The organism is Acidisoma silvae (assembly GCF_020618775.1).
Taxonomy (GTDB): domain Bacteria; phylum Pseudomonadota; class Alphaproteobacteria; order Acetobacterales; family Acetobacteraceae; genus Acidisoma; species Acidisoma silvae.
Map to the genome: position 1 here is coordinate 66,060 of NZ_JAESVB010000008.1, position 21,626 is coordinate 87,685.

At 62.3% G+C, this 21,626-nt stretch carries 21 protein-coding genes; 13 read left to right on the forward strand and 8 right to left on the reverse strand.

Features of this window, described 5'->3' with window-relative positions:
* Positions 1–48 precede the first annotated feature (48 nt).
* Entirely contained in the window at positions 49–534 is a 486-nt protein-coding gene (locus ASILVAE211_RS16680; protein ID WP_227322481.1) for a nucleoside deaminase, read from the forward strand.
* A 138-nt stretch (positions 535–672) separates the two neighbouring features.
* Here ASILVAE211_RS16680 and ASILVAE211_RS16685 read toward each other — a convergent pair whose 3' ends face one another.
* The gene (locus ASILVAE211_RS16685; RefSeq protein WP_227322482.1) at positions 673–1,245 is read right to left on the reverse strand and encodes a TetR/AcrR family transcriptional regulator; all 573 of its coding nucleotides are present in this window, start codon (positions 1,243–1,245) and stop codon (positions 673–675) included.
* A 97-nt stretch (positions 1,246–1,342) separates the two neighbouring features.
* Here ASILVAE211_RS16685 and ASILVAE211_RS16690 point away from each other — a divergent pair, with 97 nt between their 5' ends.
* A complete protein-coding gene (locus ASILVAE211_RS16690) occupies positions 1,343–2,029 on the forward strand; it encodes a glutathione S-transferase family protein (RefSeq protein WP_227322483.1) in 687 nt (228 codons plus the stop codon).
* A 21-nt stretch (positions 2,030–2,050) separates the two neighbouring features.
* Here ASILVAE211_RS16690 and ASILVAE211_RS16695 read toward each other — a convergent pair whose 3' ends face one another.
* Positions 2,051–2,632: a TetR/AcrR family transcriptional regulator gene (locus tag ASILVAE211_RS16695; RefSeq protein WP_227322484.1), complete on the reverse strand. Its 582-nt coding sequence runs from the start codon at positions 2,630–2,632 to the stop codon at positions 2,051–2,053.
* A 278-nt stretch (positions 2,633–2,910) separates the two neighbouring features.
* On the opposite strand from ASILVAE211_RS16695, the gene ASILVAE211_RS16700 reads away from it, so the two are divergent.
* The 4 genes from ASILVAE211_RS16700 (at position 2,911) to ASILVAE211_RS16715 (ending at position 9,652) form a co-directional block, all read left to right on the forward strand.
* Complete coding sequence (locus ASILVAE211_RS16700) at positions 2,911–4,137, forward strand: efflux RND transporter periplasmic adaptor subunit (protein WP_227322485.1); 1,227 nt, start codon at positions 2,911–2,913, stop codon at positions 4,135–4,137.
* Between the two features lie 15 nt (positions 4,138–4,152).
* Positions 4,153–7,293: an efflux RND transporter permease subunit gene (locus ASILVAE211_RS16705; protein WP_227322486.1), complete on the forward strand. Its 3,141-nt coding sequence runs from the start codon at positions 4,153–4,155 to the stop codon at positions 7,291–7,293.
* The gene (locus tag ASILVAE211_RS16710) at positions 7,290–8,741 is read left to right on the forward strand and encodes an efflux transporter outer membrane subunit (RefSeq protein ID WP_227322487.1); all 1,452 of its coding nucleotides are present in this window, start codon (positions 7,290–7,292) and stop codon (positions 8,739–8,741) included. The genes ASILVAE211_RS16705 and ASILVAE211_RS16710 overlap by 4 nt, the downstream gene beginning before the upstream one ends.
* A gap of 107 nt (positions 8,742–8,848) precedes the next feature.
* Positions 8,849–9,652, forward strand: coding sequence for a class I SAM-dependent methyltransferase (locus ASILVAE211_RS16715; protein ID WP_227322488.1), 804 nt, complete (start codon positions 8,849–8,851; stop codon positions 9,650–9,652).
* Between the two features lie 77 nt (positions 9,653–9,729).
* Here ASILVAE211_RS16715 and ASILVAE211_RS16720 read toward each other — a convergent pair whose 3' ends face one another.
* Positions 9,730–10,272 carry a molybdopterin-dependent oxidoreductase gene (locus ASILVAE211_RS16720; protein ID WP_227322489.1) on the reverse strand — a complete coding sequence of 181 codons (543 nt, stop codon included), beginning with the start codon at positions 10,270–10,272 and terminating at the stop codon, positions 9,730–9,732.
* Positions 10,273–10,431: 159 nt separating this feature from the next.
* Positions 10,432–11,370, reverse strand: coding sequence for a LysR family transcriptional regulator (locus ASILVAE211_RS16725; RefSeq protein WP_227322490.1), 939 nt, complete (start codon positions 11,368–11,370; stop codon positions 10,432–10,434).
* Positions 11,371–11,582: 212 nt separating this feature from the next.
* Here ASILVAE211_RS16725 and ASILVAE211_RS16730 point away from each other — a divergent pair, with 212 nt between their 5' ends.
* Both ASILVAE211_RS16730 and ASILVAE211_RS16735 read left to right on the forward strand, forming a co-directional pair.
* The gene (locus ASILVAE211_RS16730) at positions 11,583–12,842 is read left to right on the forward strand and encodes a flavin-containing monooxygenase (protein ID WP_227322491.1); all 1,260 of its coding nucleotides are present in this window, start codon (positions 11,583–11,585) and stop codon (positions 12,840–12,842) included.
* A 42-nt stretch (positions 12,843–12,884) separates the two neighbouring features.
* Positions 12,885–13,301 (forward strand): RidA family protein, encoded by a 417-nt coding sequence (locus tag ASILVAE211_RS16735; RefSeq protein ID WP_264478927.1) that lies wholly within the window; start codon positions 12,885–12,887, stop codon positions 13,299–13,301.
* Between the two features lie 5 nt (positions 13,302–13,306).
* On the opposite strand, the gene ASILVAE211_RS16740 is transcribed toward ASILVAE211_RS16735, so the two are convergent.
* Both ASILVAE211_RS16740 and ASILVAE211_RS16745 read right to left on the reverse strand, forming a co-directional pair.
* Positions 13,307–13,615 (reverse strand): (2Fe-2S) ferredoxin domain-containing protein, encoded by a 309-nt coding sequence (locus ASILVAE211_RS16740; protein WP_227322492.1) that lies wholly within the window; start codon positions 13,613–13,615, stop codon positions 13,307–13,309.
* A gap of 42 nt (positions 13,616–13,657) precedes the next feature.
* Complete coding sequence (locus ASILVAE211_RS16745) at positions 13,658–15,457, reverse strand: cytochrome c biogenesis protein DipZ (protein ID WP_227322493.1); 1,800 nt, start codon at positions 15,455–15,457, stop codon at positions 13,658–13,660.
* A 154-nt stretch (positions 15,458–15,611) separates the two neighbouring features.
* On the opposite strand from ASILVAE211_RS16745, the gene ASILVAE211_RS16750 reads away from it, so the two are divergent.
* Positions 15,612–16,103 carry an MEKHLA domain-containing protein gene (locus ASILVAE211_RS16750; RefSeq protein WP_227322494.1) on the forward strand — a complete coding sequence of 164 codons (492 nt, stop codon included), beginning with the start codon at positions 15,612–15,614 and terminating at the stop codon, positions 16,101–16,103.
* Here ASILVAE211_RS16750 and ASILVAE211_RS16755 read toward each other — a convergent pair.
* Positions 16,033–17,157, reverse strand: a complete 1,125-nt coding sequence (locus tag ASILVAE211_RS16755) for a LacI family DNA-binding transcriptional regulator (RefSeq protein WP_227322495.1) — start codon at positions 17,155–17,157, stop codon at positions 16,033–16,035. The genes ASILVAE211_RS16750 and ASILVAE211_RS16755 overlap by 71 nt on opposite strands.
* 129 nt (positions 17,158–17,286) lie before the next feature.
* Between ASILVAE211_RS16755 and ASILVAE211_RS16760 the strand changes: the two genes are divergently transcribed.
* On the forward strand, positions 17,287–18,480 hold the full coding sequence (locus ASILVAE211_RS16760; RefSeq protein WP_227322496.1) for a phytanoyl-CoA dioxygenase family protein: 1,194 nt from the start codon (positions 17,287–17,289) through the stop codon (positions 18,478–18,480).
* A 107-nt stretch (positions 18,481–18,587) separates the two neighbouring features.
* Here the strand turns inward: ASILVAE211_RS16760 and ASILVAE211_RS16765 are convergent, their stop codons facing one another.
* Positions 18,588–18,806, reverse strand: a complete 219-nt coding sequence (locus ASILVAE211_RS16765; RefSeq protein WP_227322497.1) for a hypothetical protein — start codon at positions 18,804–18,806, stop codon at positions 18,588–18,590.
* 171 nt (positions 18,807–18,977) lie between these two features.
* Here ASILVAE211_RS16765 and ASILVAE211_RS16770 point away from each other — a divergent pair, with 171 nt between their 5' ends.
* The 3 genes from ASILVAE211_RS16770 to ASILVAE211_RS16780 are packed head-to-tail and all read left to right on the forward strand — an operon-like array spanning position 18,978 to position 21,619.
* Positions 18,978–20,183, forward strand: a complete 1,206-nt coding sequence (locus ASILVAE211_RS16770; protein ID WP_227322498.1) for a hypothetical protein — start codon at positions 18,978–18,980, stop codon at positions 20,181–20,183.
* Positions 20,184–20,214: 31 nt separating this feature from the next.
* Positions 20,215–20,454, forward strand: coding sequence for a DUF2188 domain-containing protein (locus ASILVAE211_RS16775; protein ID WP_227322499.1), 240 nt, complete (start codon positions 20,215–20,217; stop codon positions 20,452–20,454).
* A complete protein-coding gene (locus ASILVAE211_RS16780; protein WP_227322500.1) occupies positions 20,441–21,619 on the forward strand; it encodes a DSD1 family PLP-dependent enzyme in 1,179 nt (392 codons plus the stop codon). Before ASILVAE211_RS16775 ends, ASILVAE211_RS16780 begins: the two co-directional genes overlap by 14 nt.
* Positions 21,620–21,626 lie beyond the last annotated feature (7 nt).

Here is a 21,626-nt window from a genome sequence, read left to right on the forward strand (position 1 = left end):
CTGCCGCCTGGCTGACGATGTCCGTAACCTTGACCCAAAGAGAGTGACATGGCCGACGAAGACGACAAGACATACATGGCTCGCGCGATCGAGCTGTCCCGCATCACCTCGATGGTTGAAAGCGCCGGCGGCGTCTTCGGCTGTGTCATCGTGAAAGACGGCAAGATCATCGGGGAAGGCGCCAATCGCGTCGTCGCCGAAAACGACCCGACCTGGCACGGCGAGATCGAAGCCATTCGCAAGGCCTGCAAGGCCGAGGGCAGTTTCAAGCTTGAAGGTGCCACGCTCTATACCAGCGCGGAACCCTGCCCGATGTGCATGGGCGCCACCTATTGGGCCGGAATCGAGAAGGTCTTCTACGCGGCTTCGGTGGAAGACGCTCTGGAATACGGCAATTTTGACGACAGCAAGATCTATGCGGAAATCCGCAAGCCGGTCGACCAGCGCGAAATGCCGATCAAGCAGATCATGCGTGCCGAAGCGGTGGAGATCTGGAAAATGTACAAGAACAAGACGGACAAGGTTCAGTATTAACTATGTGGGCGCAAGATATTTGAGCGGTAAACCGCAGTCAGCGGAGCTGAATATTCAAGCCATCACCTGGACGGTGATGGCTTGAATAGAGAAAACATCCCGGCGTGCCAATGCAGCGGTTGAGTTGGGTATGTCTGGTCAAGGCATAAGGCCGGCGGCCCGATAGGCGCGGATGCTGCGGTCATAGAGTCCGATGTCCTGACAGCCGCGCGCCACGAGTTGCGCCCCTCCGATCGCCGCGAAAATCGCCACCGCCCGGTCGGACAGGGCCTGCTGCGATGCCTTGGGCTCGGCGATGACAAGAACCCGTTCAAGCCAGGCGACATTGACCGCCGCGAATTGATCGACTTCGGTCCGAACCCCCGGCGGCAGGTCATCCAGCTCAGCACTCATGATGCCGCAGAGGCACATGCGATTATCGTTGCTGAGCGCGGCCCGGAAGATTGCGACATAGCGATCCATGAGTTCCGCCGGCGCATGGTTTTCGGCCAGCATCCCCTCCAGATAGGCGGATCCTGTCTCGGTATAGCGGCGCGCGAGCGCCGCCCCGAGATCGCCCTTGGTCGGGAAGTGATAGTGCACGCTGGCGCTTTTGACGCCGACATCCTTGGCGAGTTCGCGGAAGCTCAGAGCGTTATAGCCATGGGCCTGAACGGCGAGGCGGCCGGCCGCCATGATCGCCTCGCGAATATCCGTCTTGGTTTTAGCCATCTGCGACCTCTGTCTATCACTCGATAGATAGTGGTTGACTCGCGAAAAAGAAAGCCCTATTCGGCCCTTGGCTATCTATCGATAGACAGGAAAAATGATGAAAATCTTCGATCGTCCCGGCTTCCCCAATCCGGCCCGCATTCGCATCGTCCTGGCCGAGAAGGGGCTTGATCAACAGATCGAGTTCGTCTCGGTCGATCTCATCGGTGCCGAGCACAAACAGGCGGAATTCCTTGCCAAAAACCCGTCCGGCGTATTGCCGGTTCTGCAACTGGATGACGGCACCTATATTTCCGAAAGCACCGCCATTACGGAATATCTCGACAATCTGGATGGCAATCCAAGGCTGACCGGCAGGACGCCGAAGGAAAAGGCGATGATCCATATGATGCAGCGGCGCGCGGAAGCCGATCTGCTCGACGCGGTCGGCATCTATTTCCATCATGCCACGCCGGGGCTGGGCGCCGCCCTTCAGGCGTTTAAAAGTCCGGACTGGGAAAGCCGCAGGCAATGGGGCGAGCGTCAGCGCGAAGTTGCTCTGAACGGCATGCGCTATTTCGATACGGTCCTGACATCCTCGCCCTTCGTGGCCGGCGATACATTCTCGCTAGCCGACATCACGGTATTTGCCGGTTTGATGTTCGCCGACGTCGCCGGGATCAGCAGTACGGACGGCTATGCCGCCCTCAATGCCTGGCGCGCCAAAGTCGCGGAAATCCCAAGCGTGAAGAACCGTAGCGGCCAGCAATTCGAACCAGACGATCTGCGCCGCCTCGGCTTCTGACAGGCAGGCAGCCGGGTCTGATCACCCCGGCTGCATCAGCTTTGCCAGTTCCGTGCGGGTATCGTCCAGAATCGCCTCTGATGCGGTCGGGTCGGTCATGATGCGCGACATGGTGACGGCGCCCACCATCGCGGACACGGTCAGCACCGCGCGGGCCTTCGCCTCTTGGAGAGGCATGTCATCGAAGCGCTTTGCGATGGCGTTGACCAGACCCAGCACGCGTTCCGACGCCGCCGCGCGCGTCTCCTCTCCGGCCCGCGCCAATTCGCTGCCCAAGGCCGCGAAGGTGCAGCCCGTTGCGATATCATCGCGGTGGGCGGTCGAAAGGTAGTTTTCCACGATGGCCTCGGCGCGTGTCCGGTCGTCCGGGCTCACCGCCGCCAGCTGATCCTCGACCGATGCCAAGGTGCATTCGTTGCAGGCTTCCGCGACCAGCTGCTCCTTTGAGGCAAAATGCCGGTAAAACGCGCCCTGCGTCAGACCCGCAGCCTCCATGACATCGGCAATGCTCGTCTCGTGAATGCCTTTGCGTCGAATTTCCGCAACGGCCGTGAGAACGATCCGCCGTCTGGTCTCGGCCGTTTCGGCCTTTGATTTCTTCACCCCAGAGAACTCCCTGGCCAATCGCCCGCAATACGCGCGTCGATTGCTTATAGGTGACCGCTAAAATCCTGTCGATTGCCCGCCGGGCTTAGCACCCATCCGCTCCAGGCCGGTCACAGATGCTTGACGTTTTAGCGGTCAAGTGACCTCTATATGCACAATTAGATAGCGATCTAACGACGTCCTGCCCGCGCGCGCAAGCCCAGTCGGCATTGGCGTCCCAACCGACACGGCGTCCCGGACGCCTTTTCTGACAGAGTAAAACGAGGATGGAACCGATGAGCAGATTGGATGAACCCGAGACGAGCGGACGCAGAAAGCGCCGATCCGTCTCCCGTTCCCTATTGGGGCTGACGACCTGTCTGGTGATCCTGGGTGGCTCTGGGATCGTCTATTTTCACGGTCACAGCCGGGCCGATACGCCGGCCGCACCCCCTGCGGCTGCCTTGCCGCAAGTCGTCGCCAGCCACCCGCTGGAACAGGATTTGGACCGACGCCTCGGGTTCCTCGGCCAATTTTCCGCGGTGAATCGTGTGGAGCTGCGCGCTCAGGTCGGTGGCACACTGACCGGGATTGACTTCAAAGACGGAGACATCGTGCAGCAAGGCCAGCTGCTCTTCACGATCGACCCGGTTCCGTATGAGATAAAACTGTCCGAGGCTCAGGCGGCACGGGAAACGGCAGTCGCAAGATTGGCCCTGGCAGTTCGTGAGCTCTATCGCGCCCAGGCTTTGGTGAAGGGCAGCGCCGGCACGGTCGAAGACGTCGATCAGCGCGTGGCGGACCAGCGCGCGGCGCAAGCCGCTGTCGATGACGTGGATGCCCGTATCCACGATGCGCAATTCGACCTCGACCATTGCCGCATTACCGCGCCCTTCACGGGGCGGATCGGCAATCACATGGTCTCCATCGGCAATCTGATCGCCGGCAGCCGCGCCGCCACAAGCCCCACGACTTTGCTCGCGACCGTGGTCTCGGTCGATCCGATCTATCTGGATTTCGACATGAGCGAGAGCGATTACATCGCTTTCTCCAACTATCGCGCGGCCCAGAAGGGGCCTTTGGATGACAAGGTCGAACTCGCGCTGACCGGGGAGACGCAATATTCCCATCAGGGCGTGCTCGACTTCGTTGATAACGTACTCGATCGGTCGAGCGGCACCATCCATGCGCGCGCCACTGTGCCGAACGCAGATCTGTCGCTGACGCCTGGTGAATTCGCGCGGCTGCAAGTGGCGGTAACCCAGCCGGCGCCGACGCTGCTGGTGCCGGATGCCTCCGTTCTGCCGGATCAGTCCAACTATGTCGTCCTGACGGTCTCGCCTGATGGCACGGTTGTGCCGAAGCCGGTGAAGCCCGGCGACATGCGCGGTGGGCTGCGTGTCATCCAGTCGGGCCTCAGCCCGAATGACCTGGTGATCACGGATGGGCTTGCCTATGCCGCACCCGGATCGCACGTCCGCGTGCAGAATGGCGATATCCGCTTCGCTTCGGCCCAGCAGTAGGATCGGGCCGCCATCATGCGCCTTACGCATTTTTTCATTGATCATCCGCGTTTCGCGACCGTTCTCAGCATCTTCGTGACGCTGCTCGGCCTCGGCGCGCTTTTCGTTCTGCCGGTGGCGCAATATCCCGAGGTTGTGCCGCCAACCGTGCAGATTACCACCACCTATCCCGGCGCTTCGGCGGAAACCGTGGCCAAGACGGTGGCCACGCCGCTGGAGCAGGAAATCAACGGCGTCGAGAATATGCTCTATATGGGCAGCCAGTCGACGGGCGACGGCAAGCTGACGATTACCGTCACCTTCCGGATCGGCACCGACCTGAACGTCGCGCAGATGCTGACGCAGAATCGCGTTGAAGATGCGCTGCCGCGTTTGCCGGATGACGTGCAGCGGCTCGGCGTGCAGGTGCGCAAATCGACGCCCAGCATTCTGCTGGCCGTGCATGTGTTTTCGCCCAACAAGTCGCGCGATCTCCTATACCTTTCCAACTACGTGACCTTGCACATCAAGGATGCCGTCGCGCGTCTGCAAGGCGTGGGTGACGTGCAGTTTCTGGGCGGCCGCGAATATGCCATGCGCATCTGGCTGGACCCTGACAAGGTTGCAGCGCATGACCTGGATGCGTCGGAAGTTCTGGCCTCCCTCCGCGCCCAGAATATCCAGGTTTCGGCCGGCATTCTCAACCAGCCGCCGGTGGCGGGCAGCGAAGCCTATCAGATCAATGTCGAGGCCTTGGGCCGTCTGACGACGCCGGAGCAATTCGCCAATATCGTCGTCAAATCGGACGGACAGGGCCGCATCACCCGCGTGCGCGATATCGGCTGGGTGGAAGTCGGCGCCGCCGATTACGGGTCATCCGCCTATGTCGACCGGACCGATGCGGCATCCTTGCTGTTCTATGCCGAGCCGGGTGCCAATTCGCTGGCCGTCGAGCATGAAGTGCTTACGACCATGAAGACGCTGAGCGCGGATTTTCCGCCGGGCGTCGCCTATGAAATCGTCTACGACCCGACCATCTTCATCGCCAAATCGGTGCATGAAGTTATCATCACCATCTTCATCGCCATCCTGCTGGTGGTCGGCGTGGTCTTCGTCTTCCTACAGACCTGGCGGGCGACCATTATTCCGGTCATCGCCATCCCGGTTTCGCTGGTCGGCACTTTCATTATCCTCGCGGCCTGCGGCATTTCGCTGAACAACCTGTCTTTGTTCGGCCTTGTCCTCGCGGTCGGTATCGTGGTGGATGACGCGATCGTCGTCGTCGAGAATGTCGAGCGGAATATCCGCGCCGGCATGTCGCCGAAGGACGCCGCCCATAGAACCATGGATGAGGTCGGCGGCGCGCTGATTTCCATCGCGCTGACGCTTTGCGCCGTCTTCGTGCCGGCGGCCTTCTTGTCAGGCATTGCCGGCCTGTTCTTCAAGCAGTTTGCGGTGACCATCGCTGCTTCGACCGTGATTTCCTGCCTCGTCTCGCTGACGCTGAGTCCGGCGCTCTGCGCCGTGCTGTTCAAAGCCCATACCGCGCATGACGCCCATAGCCGCAACTTTGCCCGACGCGCCTTGGACGGCGCTTTCGGTGGCTTCAACACAGGCTTTGAAAAACTCTCGGCGGGCTATGCGGGCCTGACGCGACGCCTGATCCGCGGCATGGCGCTGGTGCTGGTCGCCTATATCGGGCTTATCGGCCTGACCGGCTTTCAGTTCTCGCGCGCGCCGACCGGCTTCATTCCCGAACAGGATCAGGGCTATCTGATCACCATCATCCAGTTGCCGCCAGGCGCGACCCTCGCACGCACCGAGAAGGTCGTGAAGCAGGCAACCGATATCATCCTCAAGACCAAGGGTATCGAGCATGCCGCGCCCTTCGCGGGTCTGGATGCCATCACCTCGACAGTCGCGTCCAATTCCGGGACGATCTTCTCGGGCCTGCCGTCGCTCTACAGTCATTCGCTGAAGGGTGTGACGGCGAATACCGTGTTGGCCGACCTTCGCCAGCGCCTGTCGGTCATCAAGGATGCCTATGTGCTGACCGTGCCGCCGCCGCCCGTGCAAGGTCTGGGCAGTTCCGGCGGCTTCAAGATGATGCTGGAGGATCGTGCCGGCGTCGGGCCTGACGCGCTGGTGGCCGCGACAAAAAAACTGGTGGCCGCCGCCAATCAAGACCCGGATTTCGCGGGTGTCTTTACGCTTTTCAATGCCGGGTCGCCCTCGGTCTATGCCGATATCGACCGCGAGAAGGTTGAAAAGCTGGATTTGAGCCCGACGGACGTCTTTTCGACGCTCGAAGTCTATCTCGGCTCGCAATATGTGAACGACTTCAACTATCTCGGCCGCACCTATCAGGTCATCGTGCAGGCGGATGGGCAGTTCCGGCGCTCGGCCGATGACGTGTCACGCCTCAAGGTGCGCAACAGCCTGGGTGAGATGGTGCCCATCGGCTCGGTCGCCGATCTCAAGACGGACACCATCCCCTATCGCGTGCCGCGCTATAATCTGTTCCCGGCGGCGGAAGTGCAGGGCGTGGCAGCCCCTGGCGTTGCCACCGGCACGGCGCTGCACCGCATGGAGGAGCTGGCTCATCAGGTTCTGCCACGCGGCGTCAGCTTCGAATGGACGGAATTGGCCTTCCAGCAGCAGGAGAAGGGCACGCCGACTTTGCTCGTCTTCGGGGCGGCCGCGCTCTTCGTCTTCCTGGTTCTTGTCGCTCAATACGAGAGCTGGAAACTGCCGCTGGCGATCGTGCTGATTGTGCCGATGTGCCTGCTCGCCTCCGTCACCGGCCTGCTGGGGCGCGGCATGCCGATCGATATCCTGGCGCAGATCGGCTTCGTGGTGCTGGTGGGCTTGGCGGCGAAGAACGCCATCCTGATCGTGGAGTTCGCAAGACAGAAGGAAGACGACGACAAGGCAACGCCGGCCGAGGCGGCCGTGCATGCGGCGCGCACTCGCCTGCGTCCGATCCTCATGACCTCCTTCGCCTTCATCCTGGGTGTGGCACCCTTGGCGGTCGCGACCGGCGCGGGGGCAGAGATGCGGCAATCCCTCGGCACGGCCGTGCTGTTCGGCATGCTGGGCGTGACTGTCTTCGGCCTGCTGTTCACGCCGACCTTCTACACGGTCATACGCAAGCTCGGCCGGGGGGCAAGGTCATGATGGCCACTTCTCTTCGCCTGCCTAGTCTCATCCTGGCACTCGGCCTGGCCGGGTGCATGGTGGGACCGAATTACAAAAAGCCGGACGTCGCTCTGGCGCCCTTCCATAACCCGGTGCCGCATGAGGGAGCGGCACCAGCGCCCCAGCTCGACACCTGGTGGACAGGCTTCAATGACCCGATGCTGGTGACGGTGGTTCAGCGCGCGTTGGACCAGAATCTGGATCTGGCCGCCGCCTTCGCCCGCGTGCAGCAGGCGCGGGCGGAAGCCAATGCGTCCGGTGCGCAGCTTTTGCCGACCTTCGATTTCAATGCGAGCACGACAGCCGAGCATCAAAGCACGGTCAGTCCGCTCGGCGCGCTCGGGGAAAGCCTGCCGAACTATAATCGCGACCAGCGCGAATATACGCTCGGCAGCGCGGCAAGCTGGGAGATTGACCTTTTCGGCGGCCTGCGGCGGGGCGCGCGGGCGACGCGGGCTGAAGCTGAGGCGGCCCGTGCCGAGCAGGACGGCACGCGCATCACGGTGGCGGCCGACGCGGCCGACGCCTATCTCCAGATCCGTGCCTATCAGGCGCGGATTGCGGTGACGACCGACCAGATTGCGACCGACACGAAACTGGTGGGGATCGTGCAACTGCGCGAAAGCCTGGGCAAAGGCGAGGATCGTGAAGTGGCCCAGGCGCAGGCGGTGCTGGAACAGGCGCAGTCAACCCTGCCGCCGCTTCGCATCGGCCTCGAATCGCAGATGAACCGGCTGGATGTGCTGATGGGCGTGCAGCCCGGAACCTATGCGCGTGAACTGGCGGTGGTGCAGCCCATACCGGCAATACCGGCCATCGGCGGCAATGACCAGCCGCTGGACGTGCTGCGCCGTCGGCCGGATGTGATAGCCGCCGAACGGCGGCTGGCTGCCAGCAGTGAGCAGATCGGCGCCGCGATTGCGGATTACTATCCCAAGATATCGCTCTCCGGCGCTTTGGGTTTCGATAGTCTGAGCACAAACCAGCTTTTCACGGCCAAGGCTTTTCAGCCGATTGGCACGGGCCTGCTGCGGTGGCGGCTTTTCGATTTCGGCAAGGTCGATGCCGAGGTCGCGCAGGCGAGGGGCGGCAATGCGCAGGCTTTGGCGCAATACCGGCAATCCGTCCTAAAGGCGACGGAGGATGTGGAGGATGCGCTCGTCACCTTGTCGCAGACGCAAACGCGCGCCGTGACTTTGCAACAGGAGGTCGCTTCTCTTGATCAGGCAAGAAAGCTCTCCCAGACGGCCTACGAGGCCGGGGCCATTCCGCTGACCGATGTGCTGGACGCTGACCGGCAGCTATTGATCACACAGGATGAATTGGACGCAGACCGCGGGGATGCCGCCCGTGCGGCGGTCCAGACCTTCCGAGCCCTGGGTGGCGGATGGGATGTGTCAAAGCCTTCGCAGCTTGCCCAACGGTAGCTGTTGCCCTGGCTCCTAAGCTTCCGCTAAGGAAGGCCGCACGCAGGATCCTGCGTGCGGCCTTCCTTTTATGTCTAAAGCGACCAAGCCGGGATTCAACCGACGCCATGACAGACCATTCGATAGCCGGCGGCAGATGCAAGATTTGTGGCGGGCCGAGCCAGTTTTTCGCGGCCGTCGACGCATCGCAACACTGCAATCTACAGCTTCCGTCGATCTCTCATCCGTCCAGCGATACGGTCACTTATTTCAAGTGCCAATCCTGCGAGTATATATTTACGAATTATCTCGATGGCTGGTCAAAGGAGGAATTGTGTGATCGGATTTACAACAGCGACTATGTCAAGTTCGATCCGCTCTATCCTCGTATCCGGCCTGAAATCAATGCCCGCTTCGTCAGGGGGATAATGGCGGAATCCTGGCTGGGTGAGCGCGCTCCCGCTGTTCTGGATTACGGCGCCGGAAGTGGATTATTGTCCCGCATCCTGGAGCCTGATGTCACGGTCGACAACTTCGACGCCATGAACCCGGAATTCGATATTTTGCCGGACGCGCGGTACGACGTCATATTCTGTGCGGAGGTGGTGGAGCATATTCCCTTTCCAGCGAATTTTGCGAAAGACTGGAAAGCATTGCTCAACGGCGGCGGGGTCGTTGTTTTTTCAACAAAAATCCTGCCTGACGATATTGATATCCAGAGGGGCGGCTGGTGGTATCTGGGACCAAGAAACGGTCATGTCAGCCTCCACTCGCAGAAAAGCCTGGGCATTCTTTTAGGCGAGGTCGGCCTCGAATACGAATGCCTGTCGGAGGATTGGCATCTCGCGATCAACGGTGGCAGGTCCGTTTTGAATCTCGATGTCGTCAGGCAGCTGGTGGACATGCAGCCCAAGGGCTTCATCGAAATCTAGATCGCACTGCGTTCAGGCAGAAACGGCGGGATGTGCCATCATGATGGGCAACGGCACATCCAAAGCCTTTTGGCGCGTCAGACGGCCTGCATGGTCTGCAACTGCCAGGGGCAACGATTATAGATAAGATTGGATTGCCATTCAGGATGGCGATCAAAGTCGAAAATGACGAATAACGGCCCGAAGTGATCGATGGGCATGAATTGGCCGTTGATGCGCGTCGCCATCAGCGGCTTATCCTGTGCGATCATATCAAGCGGAATTTCGCAACCGTAATCATTCAAGGCCGTGCAGACCAGCTTCGTGCCGGAGGCCCCGAGATAGCGCAGGAATTTGTCCAGATAGACGCCCTCGAATTTGACTCTTTTCGTCCAGGGCGTCAGCGTCGTGAAGCTGTCGAGGCCAAGTGCCTCGATCGACGCCATGTCGAAAACCGCCGTATTGCCGACATTGTGGCGTGTGATTTTGCCGGAAACGGTCAGCACCGTGTCGCCTTTTGGAAGGCCGAGGGGGGGCAGGGCATCATCGGCGAAGGCCGTCGTGGTGCTCAAGGCCGCCGTGGCTGCCGCCGCGCCCAGAAGCAGCGACCGACGTGTCAAACTGGTATCGATGCTCGGCAAAGCGGGCCTCTTTCGCTATGGGTCTGCCCCTGTCAGGCACAGGACGTCTCGTAAAGTCTCATTGCAGAATGGCGGCAGCCTAGCCTAGGCGATTGGCTTTGTGAACCAGGATCACCAGTCGAAAGCGGCTACAGCCGGTATTCTCCTGTCCCGATGGACTTATCGCTCGTCTTGGAAAGGCGCGTCCATGCCGGGTATATAGCGGTTGGAGATGCTGGCGCGGCAATGCGTCTCGAAGGCTGTCAGCAGCAGCGGCTTGCGAAGGGTGGAAAGCGTCGCGGTTCCCACGGTCATCGGCCGATGTTTTCCCTTCAGGCGCAGCCGGATGAGGCGTCGCCCATCCAATGCAATGTCGGAGCGCGGGCGCACATTCGCCAGCGTATAGCCGTAGCCATTCGCGACCATTGTCCGCACGACGTCCTGCTGAGCCGAGGAATAATAGATCCGTGGCTCGAGATTTTCCTTCGCGAACAGACCCAGGAAGTAATCCCGGCTGATGGGAAGATCGAGCAGTATGAGCGGCTCATGCGCGAGCTGGCCGAGACTGACAGCGCCCTCGCCGGCGAGGCGGTGACCGTCGCTGACCATGACATAGGGGGGCAATCGCGCCAGAGGGACAAAGGATATGGGAGGTGGGATCTGCAGATCGTAGGTCAGCGCGATGTCGATCTCGGCGCGCTGTAGGGCGTCAAGCAAGGATGCCAGTCCGGCCTCCACTTGCGTAATTCTGGCCTCGGGGTTTTGAGACATGAAACTATGCGCCAGTTCCGGCATGATCATGGGCGCCATGGTGATCATACAGCCGACCGTAAGCTGCCCCCGAACGTGCTGCGTTGTTTCAGACGCCACCGCATAGAGGGAGTCAGCCTGGGACAGCAACAGCTTGGCTTCGACAAGAAGACGGCGGCCGGCAGCGGTGAGCGACAGTCCTTGCGCGTGGTGGCGAACGAACATCTGGACGCCGAATTCACGCTCCAGAAGCGTAATCGCGGCGGAGATGGAGGCTTGCGAAATGGCGATTTTCGCCGAACCCAGCGTGATCGACCCAGCCTCGGCGGCGGCGACAAAATACTGAAGCTGGCGCAGGGTATACCTCATCGCCAGAGCCCTGCTGCAATTCCGGACAGCTTGCCGGTGAAGGACTGATCGCAGGCGCACGTGGCGGCGGTTATGGGCATCGGTCCTGCTTCGGTTTTCCTGGGGCAGTGCTACAATAAAAATTCGTATTCACGAACTATGCGGGTCATTATTTCCTGACGAGAGTCAGGACCGGTCGTCAGATACGTGCGGAAGGCCGCATCAGGAGAGCCATGTCAGTCGAGAAGATCGATACCCTCGTGGTCGGCGGCGGCCAGGCTGGCGTGGCCGCCAGTGAGCATCTGACGCGCGGTGGCGTACCTCACCTGGTGCTGGAACGCGACCGGATTGCCGAACGCTGGCGCACGGGCCGCTGGGATTCGCTGGCCGCCAACGGGCCTGCCTGGCATGACCGTTTTCCGAATATGGAATTCACGGTGACCGGCCCGGACGGGTTCGCGCCCAAAGACGAAGTGGCGGACTATTTCGAGGCCTATGCCAAGCGCTTCGACGCGCCCATTCGCTGCGGTGTGGCGGTGACGCGGGTCACCCGGCTGAACGGTCGCCCCGGCTTTCTGGTCGAAACCTCGGCCGGCGCCATCGAAGCGCAGCGGGTCATCGCCGCGACGGGCCCTTTCCAGCGTCCGGTCATTCCCACCCTGCTGCCAGCCGATACTGATATCCGGCAATTGCATTCCGGCGCCTATCGAAACCCTGGTCAGCTTCCCGAGGGCGGGATTCTTGTCGTCGGCAGCGGCTCCTCCGGCGTTCAGATTGCGGAAGAACTCGCTTTGGCGGGGCGGCGCGTCTACCTTTCGGTGGGGCCGCATGATCGTCCGCCACGGTCTTACCGTGGCCGTGATTTCGTCTGGTGGCTGGGCGTGCTGGGCAAATGGGATGCGGCGCCGAAGGCGGCGGGTAGTGAGCATGTGACCATCGCGGTCAGTGGCGCCCGGGGCGGCGAGACGATCGATTTTCGTAAGCTGGCCAAAGCGGGCCTCACTCTGGTCGGCCGGACGGAAGGCTTCTCAGCCGGCACGATGCGCTTTTCCGCCAATCTGGCCGAGACGATCGCGAAAGGTGACGCGAATTATCTCGCGGTGCTCGATGAGGCGGATGCCTATATCGCCCGCAATGGGCTCGATCTGCCGGAAGAGCCGGAGGCGCGCAATTTCCTGCCGGACCCGGACTGCATAAGCCAGCCGCTGACCGAATTGGATCTGGCTGCGGCCGGGGTCAATACGATTATCTGGGCGACCGGCTACACCGCCGATTTCAGCTGGTTGGAGGTCGATGCGTTTGATGAATCCGGCCGGCCGCAGCACCAGCGCGGCATCGCGCGGGAACGGGGAATCTATTTCCTCGGTCTACCCTGGCTGTCGGGGCGCGGTTCCAGCTTCATCTGGGGTGTCTGGCAGGATGCGCGGCATATCGCCGAGCACATCGCCATTCAGCGCGGTTACCTTGATTATAAGCCGCAGATAGCGGGTTGAGTTTCAACACGCTCCTGACCCAGCCTTTTTCGGAGACGCCCCATGGTGACGCATAACCGCATCCGTATGTTCAATACGAAGGAAACCTACCCCGAGCAGAAGCTCGACAATGACCTGTGCCAGGTTGTGGTCGCACGCGGAGCGATGGTCTTCGTCCGTGGCCAGATCGGCCAGGACCTTGATACCTCGCAGAATGTCGGCGTCGGCGATGTCGAGGCTCAGGCCGAGCAGGCGATGAAGAATATCGACATGCTGCTGCGGGAGGCCGGATCGGAACTCTCCCACATCACCAAGATCGTCATCTATCTGGTCGATCCGCGCTATCGCGAGACGGTGTATCGCACGGTCGGCAAATGGCTGAAGGGCGTCTACCCGGTATCGACCGGTCTGGTCGTTTCCGCCCTGGCCCGGCCGGAATGGCTGGTGGAGATCGACGTTACGGCCGTCATCCCGGAATAAGACCGCTAATCCCGGGCCAAAATCCGGCTCAAGGCCTCTTCGGTTTCGGCGCCCTTGGGAATACTTAAAATCCGCCCCGGGTCGCGGCCGCTGACAGCCGCGACCGCTTTCTTGGGGCAAAGCCCCAGGCAGCGGGTTTCGACGAGACGCACCTGCCGTCCCTGGCCCTTTGCCTTGAGTTCGGTCCTGAGCGCTTCACGCAGCGTCTGCTTGCGATCAGGGCCGAAACCCGCCTTCATCTTGCCGGTGCATTTGCCGCAAAGCAGGATCACGTCACGCCAGGGTGTGGCACGCTGGTCTATGGCTTTGGTCATGCCGTGAAGATAATGCCGCCGGACAGCCGGTAAAGATGCCCCTTAGCCGAAGGTGAATGAAAACGCCTGCACGCCCGGGTCCAGGAACTCGATCTGGAAGGTCCGATCGGTAATGTCGCCGGACTGACGGACAAGCTGATAAAGGCGCTGGTCCGTCACCGTGCCATTGCCTTGCGCATCCACATCCGTGCCATGCTCGGCCAATGGCGGCTTGCCGTCGATCAAGACGCGAAAGCGCACGGGCTTGCCGTCGCTCGTCGGCCCCAGGACCAGATGCAGATCGCGGGCATGGAAGCGGAAGCTGATGCTGCCGGTGCTCTGATCCAGCGTGGCGCTTTGGCCCTGCACGGTCCAGTTTCCGGCCAGACCCCATTGGTTGAGGGCCAGTGGGTCGGGCGTCGTATAGGCATGGCTTTTGCCACCCACGGCACCGCCGGGTGAGACGAAATTGGCGGCGCGCTCGAAGCCGATATAGGTCTCGGGCGACTGCATGTCGGTCTCGTCGGCCGCAGCCTCGGCACCGTGGCCGTCGACCGAGACGATGCCCTGGGGGACATTCTGATTGCCGGCTTCCGTCAGCAATTGCTGAATGACCCGCTCGGAATGCGCGTCGTCACCTTCGCCGAAATGGTGGTAGCGGATGCGCCCCTGGGCATCGATGAAATACTGCGCCGGCCAATACTCGTTATTGAAGCCGCGCCAGATCGCGTAATTATTGTCGATGGCGACAGGATAGTTGACGTGCAGGTCTTTGATCGCCTGCCGGACATTGCCGATATCCCGCTCGAAGGCGAATTCGGGCGCATGCACGCCGATGATGACAAGGCCATGGTCTTGGTATTTGGCGGCCCAGGCTTCGACATAGGGCAGCGTGCGCAGGCAGTTGATGCAGGAATAAGTCCAGAAGTCGATCAGCACCACCTTGCCGCGCAGCCCTTCGGCGGTCAGCGGCGGAGAATTCAGCCATTGCACCGCGCCGGTCAGCGGCGGCAGCACGCCTTCCACCGGCAGGGCGTCGGCGGCAGGCTTGGCGGCCATCATCATCATGGCGCCGGCAGCCGCATTATTCGCCTGCATGGTCATGGTCGGCGCGGGTTTGGCCGGCTGGCCGCCGCCTTTGACATCCGCCTTGTTGAGCAGTGCCTGTTCCAGATTGTTGGTGCTGGCGGAAGCAACCTGCGTCAGCAATCCACGGTCCAGCCCCAGGCTGATGACGACGACACCGGCGAGGACGGCGACACCCAGGCCGCGCCGGATCCATTCACCGGCACCAAGCGATCGTTTCATGGCCGTGAAGACGCGGCCACCGATGAGCAGCGCGACGGCGAGGGAGGTCGCGGCGCCGGCGGCATAGGCGAGCAGAAGCAGGGAGGTTCCGACATTGGCGCCCTGCAGCGCGGCACCGGTCAGGACGAGGCCGAGAATGGGGCCGGCGCAGGGCGCCCACAGCAGTCCGGTCGCGATGCCGAGCAGGAAGGAGGCCGCGAAGGGGGACTTCGCCTCTCCGCTATCGGCCGATTGCGACAGGCGGGAGCCGAGGGCGACCAGGGGCCGCGTCAGCCGGTCCGCCAAATGCGGAAACAGCAGCGTGACGCCGAAGAGGGCGAGAAGAATGATGGCGGCGACGCGGCCGTAGCGATTGGCGTCCACCGCCCAGCCCCCGCCGACGGCGGCCAGTGTCGCGACCAGGGCGAAGGTGATGGCCATGCCAAGCAGCAGCGGCAATCCGCTGGTGACGAAGGGCCGATCGGCGCGCGCGAAGACGAAGGGCAAAACCGGCAGGATGCAGGGGCTGAGGATGGTCAGCACGCCGCCGAGATAGGCAACCAGGAACAGGATCATCTCAGACGCCTCGCAGCCAAGGTTTCCAAACCAACCCAAAGATCGGTCCAGTGGGATGATGTCGTCCCGCTTTGGTTACGCGGAAGCGGAAGAGCGTGTTACGGTGCGGTTGAAAATAACGCCGATTTAATGCGCGTTTTGGGGACGTATCGGGATGGACGTAGCAGACAGTCGGACTGCCGTGACGCGGGATGTGCCGCCGGTTGCACTATCCGCATTATTGATCGCGAGCTACGCGCGGCTTGTCGGGCGGGCGCTGGTGCCAGCGGGCTTCGGCGCACGCGGAGCGGCACATTGGCTGTATGAGGACGCGCCCTTTTGCGTTCTGGCGCATGACACCGCGCAGGATCCGCGTTTCGTCTACGCAAATAAAGCGGCGCAAACCTGTTTCGAATATTCCTGGGCCGCCTTTACCGCCCTGCCGTCGCGTCTGTCGGCTGAGGCGCCGGACCGGGCCGAACGGCAGGCTTTGCTGGATCGTGTTTCGCGCGACGGTTTCGCGACCGGCTATGCCGGCTTGCGCATCAGCGGGTCCGGCCGTCGCTTTTGGATCGAGCAGGGCATTGTCTGGCAGATCATCGATGACGACGGCGTTCTGCACGGTCAGGGTGCCATGTTTCCGCGCTGGCGCGATGCGGCCGGCTGATCGGCCGTAGCGACTTCTCCGGCTCCAATGACACGCTCGGCGGCAGGTTGAAGGGCGTGATGACCTGCACCGGGGACAGTGCCGCGCCCGGCACGTCCTTCAATGCGCCATGGGCCTGCATGATATGGCGGCAGGCCGTTCGCATATCCCGGTTCAGATCGTGATGCAGGACGGCGCTAATCTGCCGATCCCGCAGCAGGGGCGCGTTTTCGGCGTCCAGATCATGGGCGATGAAAGCGGTACAAGGCCGCTGGGCTTCCGCGAAGGCCGCCAGCACGGCGCGATTGCCGCCGCCGATGGAATAAGCGCCGGTGATCCGGCTGTCCGCCAGCAAGGCACGGCGGGCGAGCGCCACCGTTTCCTGATCCATGCCGAAACCTTCGCTGACCTCGACAATGCCGATCTCGGGATGCAAGCGGCGCAGCGCCTGGCGGAAGCCGCTCTCGCGCTCCTCCTCGCCCCTAAAGCGATTGCTGCTCAGCGTCACCAGAACCCGCGCGGCGCTGGGCTTGAGCCAGGCCCCGATCAGATAGGCGGCGGTTTCCCCTGCTGCGCGATTGTCGATGCCGACATAGGCGTGGCGGCGGGAATGCGGCAGGTCCGTCACCAGGGTCACAACCGGTATGCCGGCCTCTGCCAGACGATCCACGGCTGCGGCCACATCCGGCACGTCCGGCGCCTTCAGGATGACGCCATGGCTGCCGCGCCGGCGAATGCCGTCCAGCGCCTGCACCAGTGCCTCCGTCGGGATCATCTCCCACAAATGGAACCGGGCGCGGAAGACAGCGGGTTGCAGGGTCGGCAGTTCGGCTTCCAAGGCGGCGCGAACAGTGGCGGAGAAACGGGCCGGGGTTTCCATCACCAGGTCGATCGTAAATTTTCGGCCTGACAGCGCCCGTTGGCGGCTTTGTCCCTCCAGGTCACGGATGGCTTCTTCAACGCGCAGCCGCGTCAGCGCCCGCACGCCGTCGCGTTTGTTCAACACCCGATCGACGGTCGCGACACTGAGACCCGATTGGGCGGCGATTTCCTTGACGAGAAAGGTGCGGGACATGTTCGGCACCTTGCCGCAAAGCAGCATGAGGCACCATGCCAAATTGATGGATTTCTGATGGATTCCTGAGCGCCCTGATACGGCAGGGGCGCCTATGTATCGGTGACGACTTCAATTGGGAGAAACGCCATGAAGAGCGACAACCTGACCAAGCTGCGGAATGACCGCATCTATCTGTCCCCCGAGCGCGTCTGGCTGGAGGAGCTTTCCGCCCTCGCCGCGACGGAGACGCGGCTCGAGGATTACCCTCTGGCCGCCGATGTCGCATCTCGCGTGCTGATCTATGATTGCGATGCAGTTCGCCGCACGGCGGCGACGGCAGAGGGCCGCCGCTCGGTTCTGGCCGAATGGGCGGAGGCGCTGCTGACCGGGCCGGGCATCATCGTGCTGCGCCGCGCCTTCGCCGATACGGCGCCGATCGACGCGGCCAGTGACGTGTTCCGCGCCATCATCGCTGAACAGCACGCCAATAAGACGGGCGGCGGCGATCACTTCGCGAAGCCCGGCGCCAATGACCGCATATGGAATGCGCTCGAAAAGCTTTGCCTGCGGGCGCCGGATGTCTTTGCCGGCTATTACGGCAATGAGATTCTGGCCATGGTCAGCGAGGCATGGTTGGGGCCAGCATACCAGTTCACCTCCCAGGTCAATGTCGTCAATCCGGGTGGCGAGGCGCAATCCGCCCATCGCGATTATCATCTCGGCTTCATGACCCCGGCGCAGATGGCGCAATACCCGGCTCATGTGCATCGCCTGTCGCCGGTGCTGACATTGCAGGGCGCGGTCGCGCATTGCGACATGCCGGTGGAAAGCGGCCCGACGCTGTACCTGCCCTATAGTCAGGCGTATGAGCCCGGCTATCTCGCCATCACCACGCCGGAATTTCGCACCTATTTTGAAGAGCACCATGTGCAATTGCCGCTGGAAAAAGGCGATGCCGCCTTCTTCAATCCGGCACTGTTCCACGCCGCCGGCACCAACCGCTCGAAGGACATCAAGCGGATGGCCAATCTGCTCCAGGTGTCTTCGGCTTTCGGCCGCGCCATGGAAAGCATGGACCGTACGCGCATGAGCGCGGTGCTTTACCCTGCGCTTCAGGCCATGCATGCAAGCGGACAGATCAATGAGGTTCGGGCGCTGGATGCGATTGCGGCCTGTGCGGAAGGCTATCCTTTCCCCACCAACCTTGATCGTGATCCGCCGATCGGCGGGCTGGCGCCGCAAAGCCAGCAGGCTTTCATGCGGGACGCATTCCTGGCCGGTCAGCCGACCGAAGCCTTTCGCGGGGCTTTACAGGCACAGGCGGAAAAGCGGCTGACCTGATATTGATGTAGCAACGATAGCAGAAGCGCGGGCCAGGCCCGCGCTTAAGGAAAATATGAGACATCCGCGCAAATTTCGCGCGGATGCTTGTGCGCAAATGGGCGCTGTTACTGACCGTTAGCCTCTGCGGCCTTCTTTTTTTCATGCTTGTTCATTTCATGGCCGACGACACAGCCGGCCGCAGCACCCAGCACGGCATGATGATGCGCGACATGGCCGGCAACGCCGCCGACAACGGCGCCGGATACGCACCCGGCCGCATTGGCCGAGGTCGCGATGAGAAGGGTGGCCGCAGTCGTGCCGAGAAGAGCAAAAATCTGTTTCATGGCCCGTATTTAGGGATCTGGGCGCCGCTGGCAAGAGTGCGGTCGCCGGCAAAGCGATCACCGGTCCGCGCCGGTCAGACGAAGAGAGATTCTTGAACGCAAATCGATGCGGCCGCATCTTGCTTTCGGTTCAGTCGACATCAGGGCTGACCAAATGTGGAGATGCCGATCATGCAGCCCAATCGTGCGATCTGGACCTATCCTTGGGATGTGCAGGATCTCGGGCTGGATGCCGTGGCGACGGAGCTGCGCGAGCGTGCGGGTCTGAATCGCATTAGCCTTGCCAGCGCCTATCATGCCGGACGTTTCTTGCAGCCGCGCAGCCCGCGTCGCACCACCTTTTCCCCCGAGGACGGGACAATCTATTTCCGTCCTGACCCAGCGCGCTGGGCGCAGTCCCGTCTTCAGCCGCAGGTGGCATCCCTGGTGGCCGAGAGCGATGTGCTGCGTGATCTGGTGGCAGCGCGTGACAGGACCGGACTCAGCGTCGCAGCTTGGACCGTATGCCTGCACAACAGCCGGCTCGGCGCCGCCTATCCCGATGCCGCGACCGAAAGCGTGTTCGGGGAGCGCTATGCCCATGCACTTTGTCCCTCCCATCCCGATGCGCGCAATTATGTCTGCACACTGGTCGAAGACCTCACCCATGGCTGCCGGGTGGATGCCGTGGAACTGGAGACGATCGGCTTCATGGGATACCGGCACGGGCTGCATCACGAGAAGGACGGCGTCGGACTGACGGCCGAGGATGACTTGCTGCTCTCCCTCTGCTTCTGTCCTTTCTGCCGTGATGGCGCCGCCAAGGCGGGCGTGGATGTCGAATCTGCCGCGGCCACGGCCCGGAACTGGCTGTCAGAAAGCTTCGGCCGCGCCGTGCCGACGCCGCGCCTACCGCGACTGCTGACCGAAGGGCTGGCCGCCTTCGCGCCTTGGCCGGCGCTGCACGCCTATCTTCTATGGCGTTCCGTTCCGGTCATGAGCCTGATCGCGGATATCCGTGCGCGGGCGCATCCCGATAGTGCCATCCATGTCATAGATTTGGCCGCCGGCTGGCTGGGCGGGGTCGATCAGGCCGGGCTGCGGGATGTCTGCGACGGGCTCATTCTCTGCGCTTACGATATCGGCCCTGATGAGATTACGCGGCAGACGTCTGAAGCGCGGCGCGCCCTGGGGCCGGATCGCTATCTCGGCACAGGCTTGCGCGTTTTCTACCCGGAGGTTGCAGGGCCTGACATGCTGGCCGAGCGTGTCGACGCCGCTATCCGTGGCGGAGCGTCGGGCGTGAATTTCTACAATTACGGTCTGATTCCGGCCGCGCGACTGGACTGGATCAGGGCGGCCGGCGCTGGGCTTAGCCATCATGGCTTTTCCTGCTAGGGATAAGCGATCCGATCGAAAGGTGAGACCAATGGCGAAAATTCACTACAAGATCGTTCAGCATGATGGCGGCTGGGCTTACACTCTGAATGACGTTTTCTCCGAGCCCTTCCGCTCCAAGGAGATCGCGCTCGCTGCCGCCAAGCGCGTTGCGGCCGAGCAGCATGTGCCCGGTGACAGCGCCCTGATCTCCTACCAGGATGAAAAAGGCCAATGGCACGAAGAGATGTCGCAGGGCGATGATCGGCCGGACGCCGATGTCGTCGGCTGACGGCGTGTCGCCGCTGGACGGCGCAAGCGGGGCTCCGTCTTTGCAGCGTATCCTGCGCCGGCCGGCAGAGCCCGGCATGGCGCTCGCCCAGATTGAGACGCCAGCCTTGCTGGTCGATCTCCCTGCGCTCGACAGAAACATCGCGCGCCTGGCAGCCTATGTGCAGAGCCAGAGTCCGGGCGTGCGCCTCCGGCCTCATGCCAAGACGCATAAATCGCCCGACGTCGCGCGGCGGCAGATCGCTGCCGGGGCGGTTGGTGTCTGCTGCCAGACAGTGGGCGAGGCGGAAGCCATGGCGGCTGCCGGCATCGCGGATATTCTGTTGAGCAATCAGATTGCGGGCGCCGGAAAGGCCGCGCGTCTGGCCGCGATCGCAGGCCAGTCCAGGCTCTCGGTCTGCGTCGATGACCCGGCACAGGTCGCCTTGCTGTCGGAAGCGGCATTGGCCGCCGGGGTCACGATCCATATTCTGGTGGAGCTCGACGTCGGCGGCGCGCGCTGCGGCGTGCAGTCAGCCGAGGCTGCGCGGGCTTTGGCCGAATTGGTCCAGTCCACGCCCGGCCTCGGTTTCGGCGGCCTGCAAGCCTATCACGGCCGGGCGCAGCACATGCGCAAACCGCAGGAGCGGAAGGCCGCCATTGAGCGGGCGATCCTGTTGGCGGGCGAGGCTGCCGCCAAAATTCGCGCAGCCGGCATAGCCTGCGATACCGTAACCGGCGCAGGCACCGGCAGTTTCGAATTCGAAGCCGCCAGCGCCCTCTATACCGAATTGCAGTGTGGCTCGTACGTCTTCATGGATGCCGACTACGCCCGCAATGAGCGTGACGATACGACGGCAATGCCGCGTTTCGAGCAGGCGCTGACGGTGCTGACGACGGTAATCAGCACGCCGCTGCCCGATAGGGCTGTCTGCGATGCCGGTTTGAAGGCGATGAGCCTGGATAGCGGCCCGCCATCGCTGCAACTTCACCCGGGGCTGGACTATGCCGGTGTCTCTGACGAGCACAGCACCTTGACCATGCATGCGCCCGCAACCTTGCGCGTGGGGCAGGCAATTCATCTCGTACCCGGTCATTGCGACCCGACGGTCGCCATGCATGACTGGATCATTGTCCATGACGGTAAGAGGGTGTTGGACGTATGGCCGGTTACGCGCGGATGGTGACAGGCGG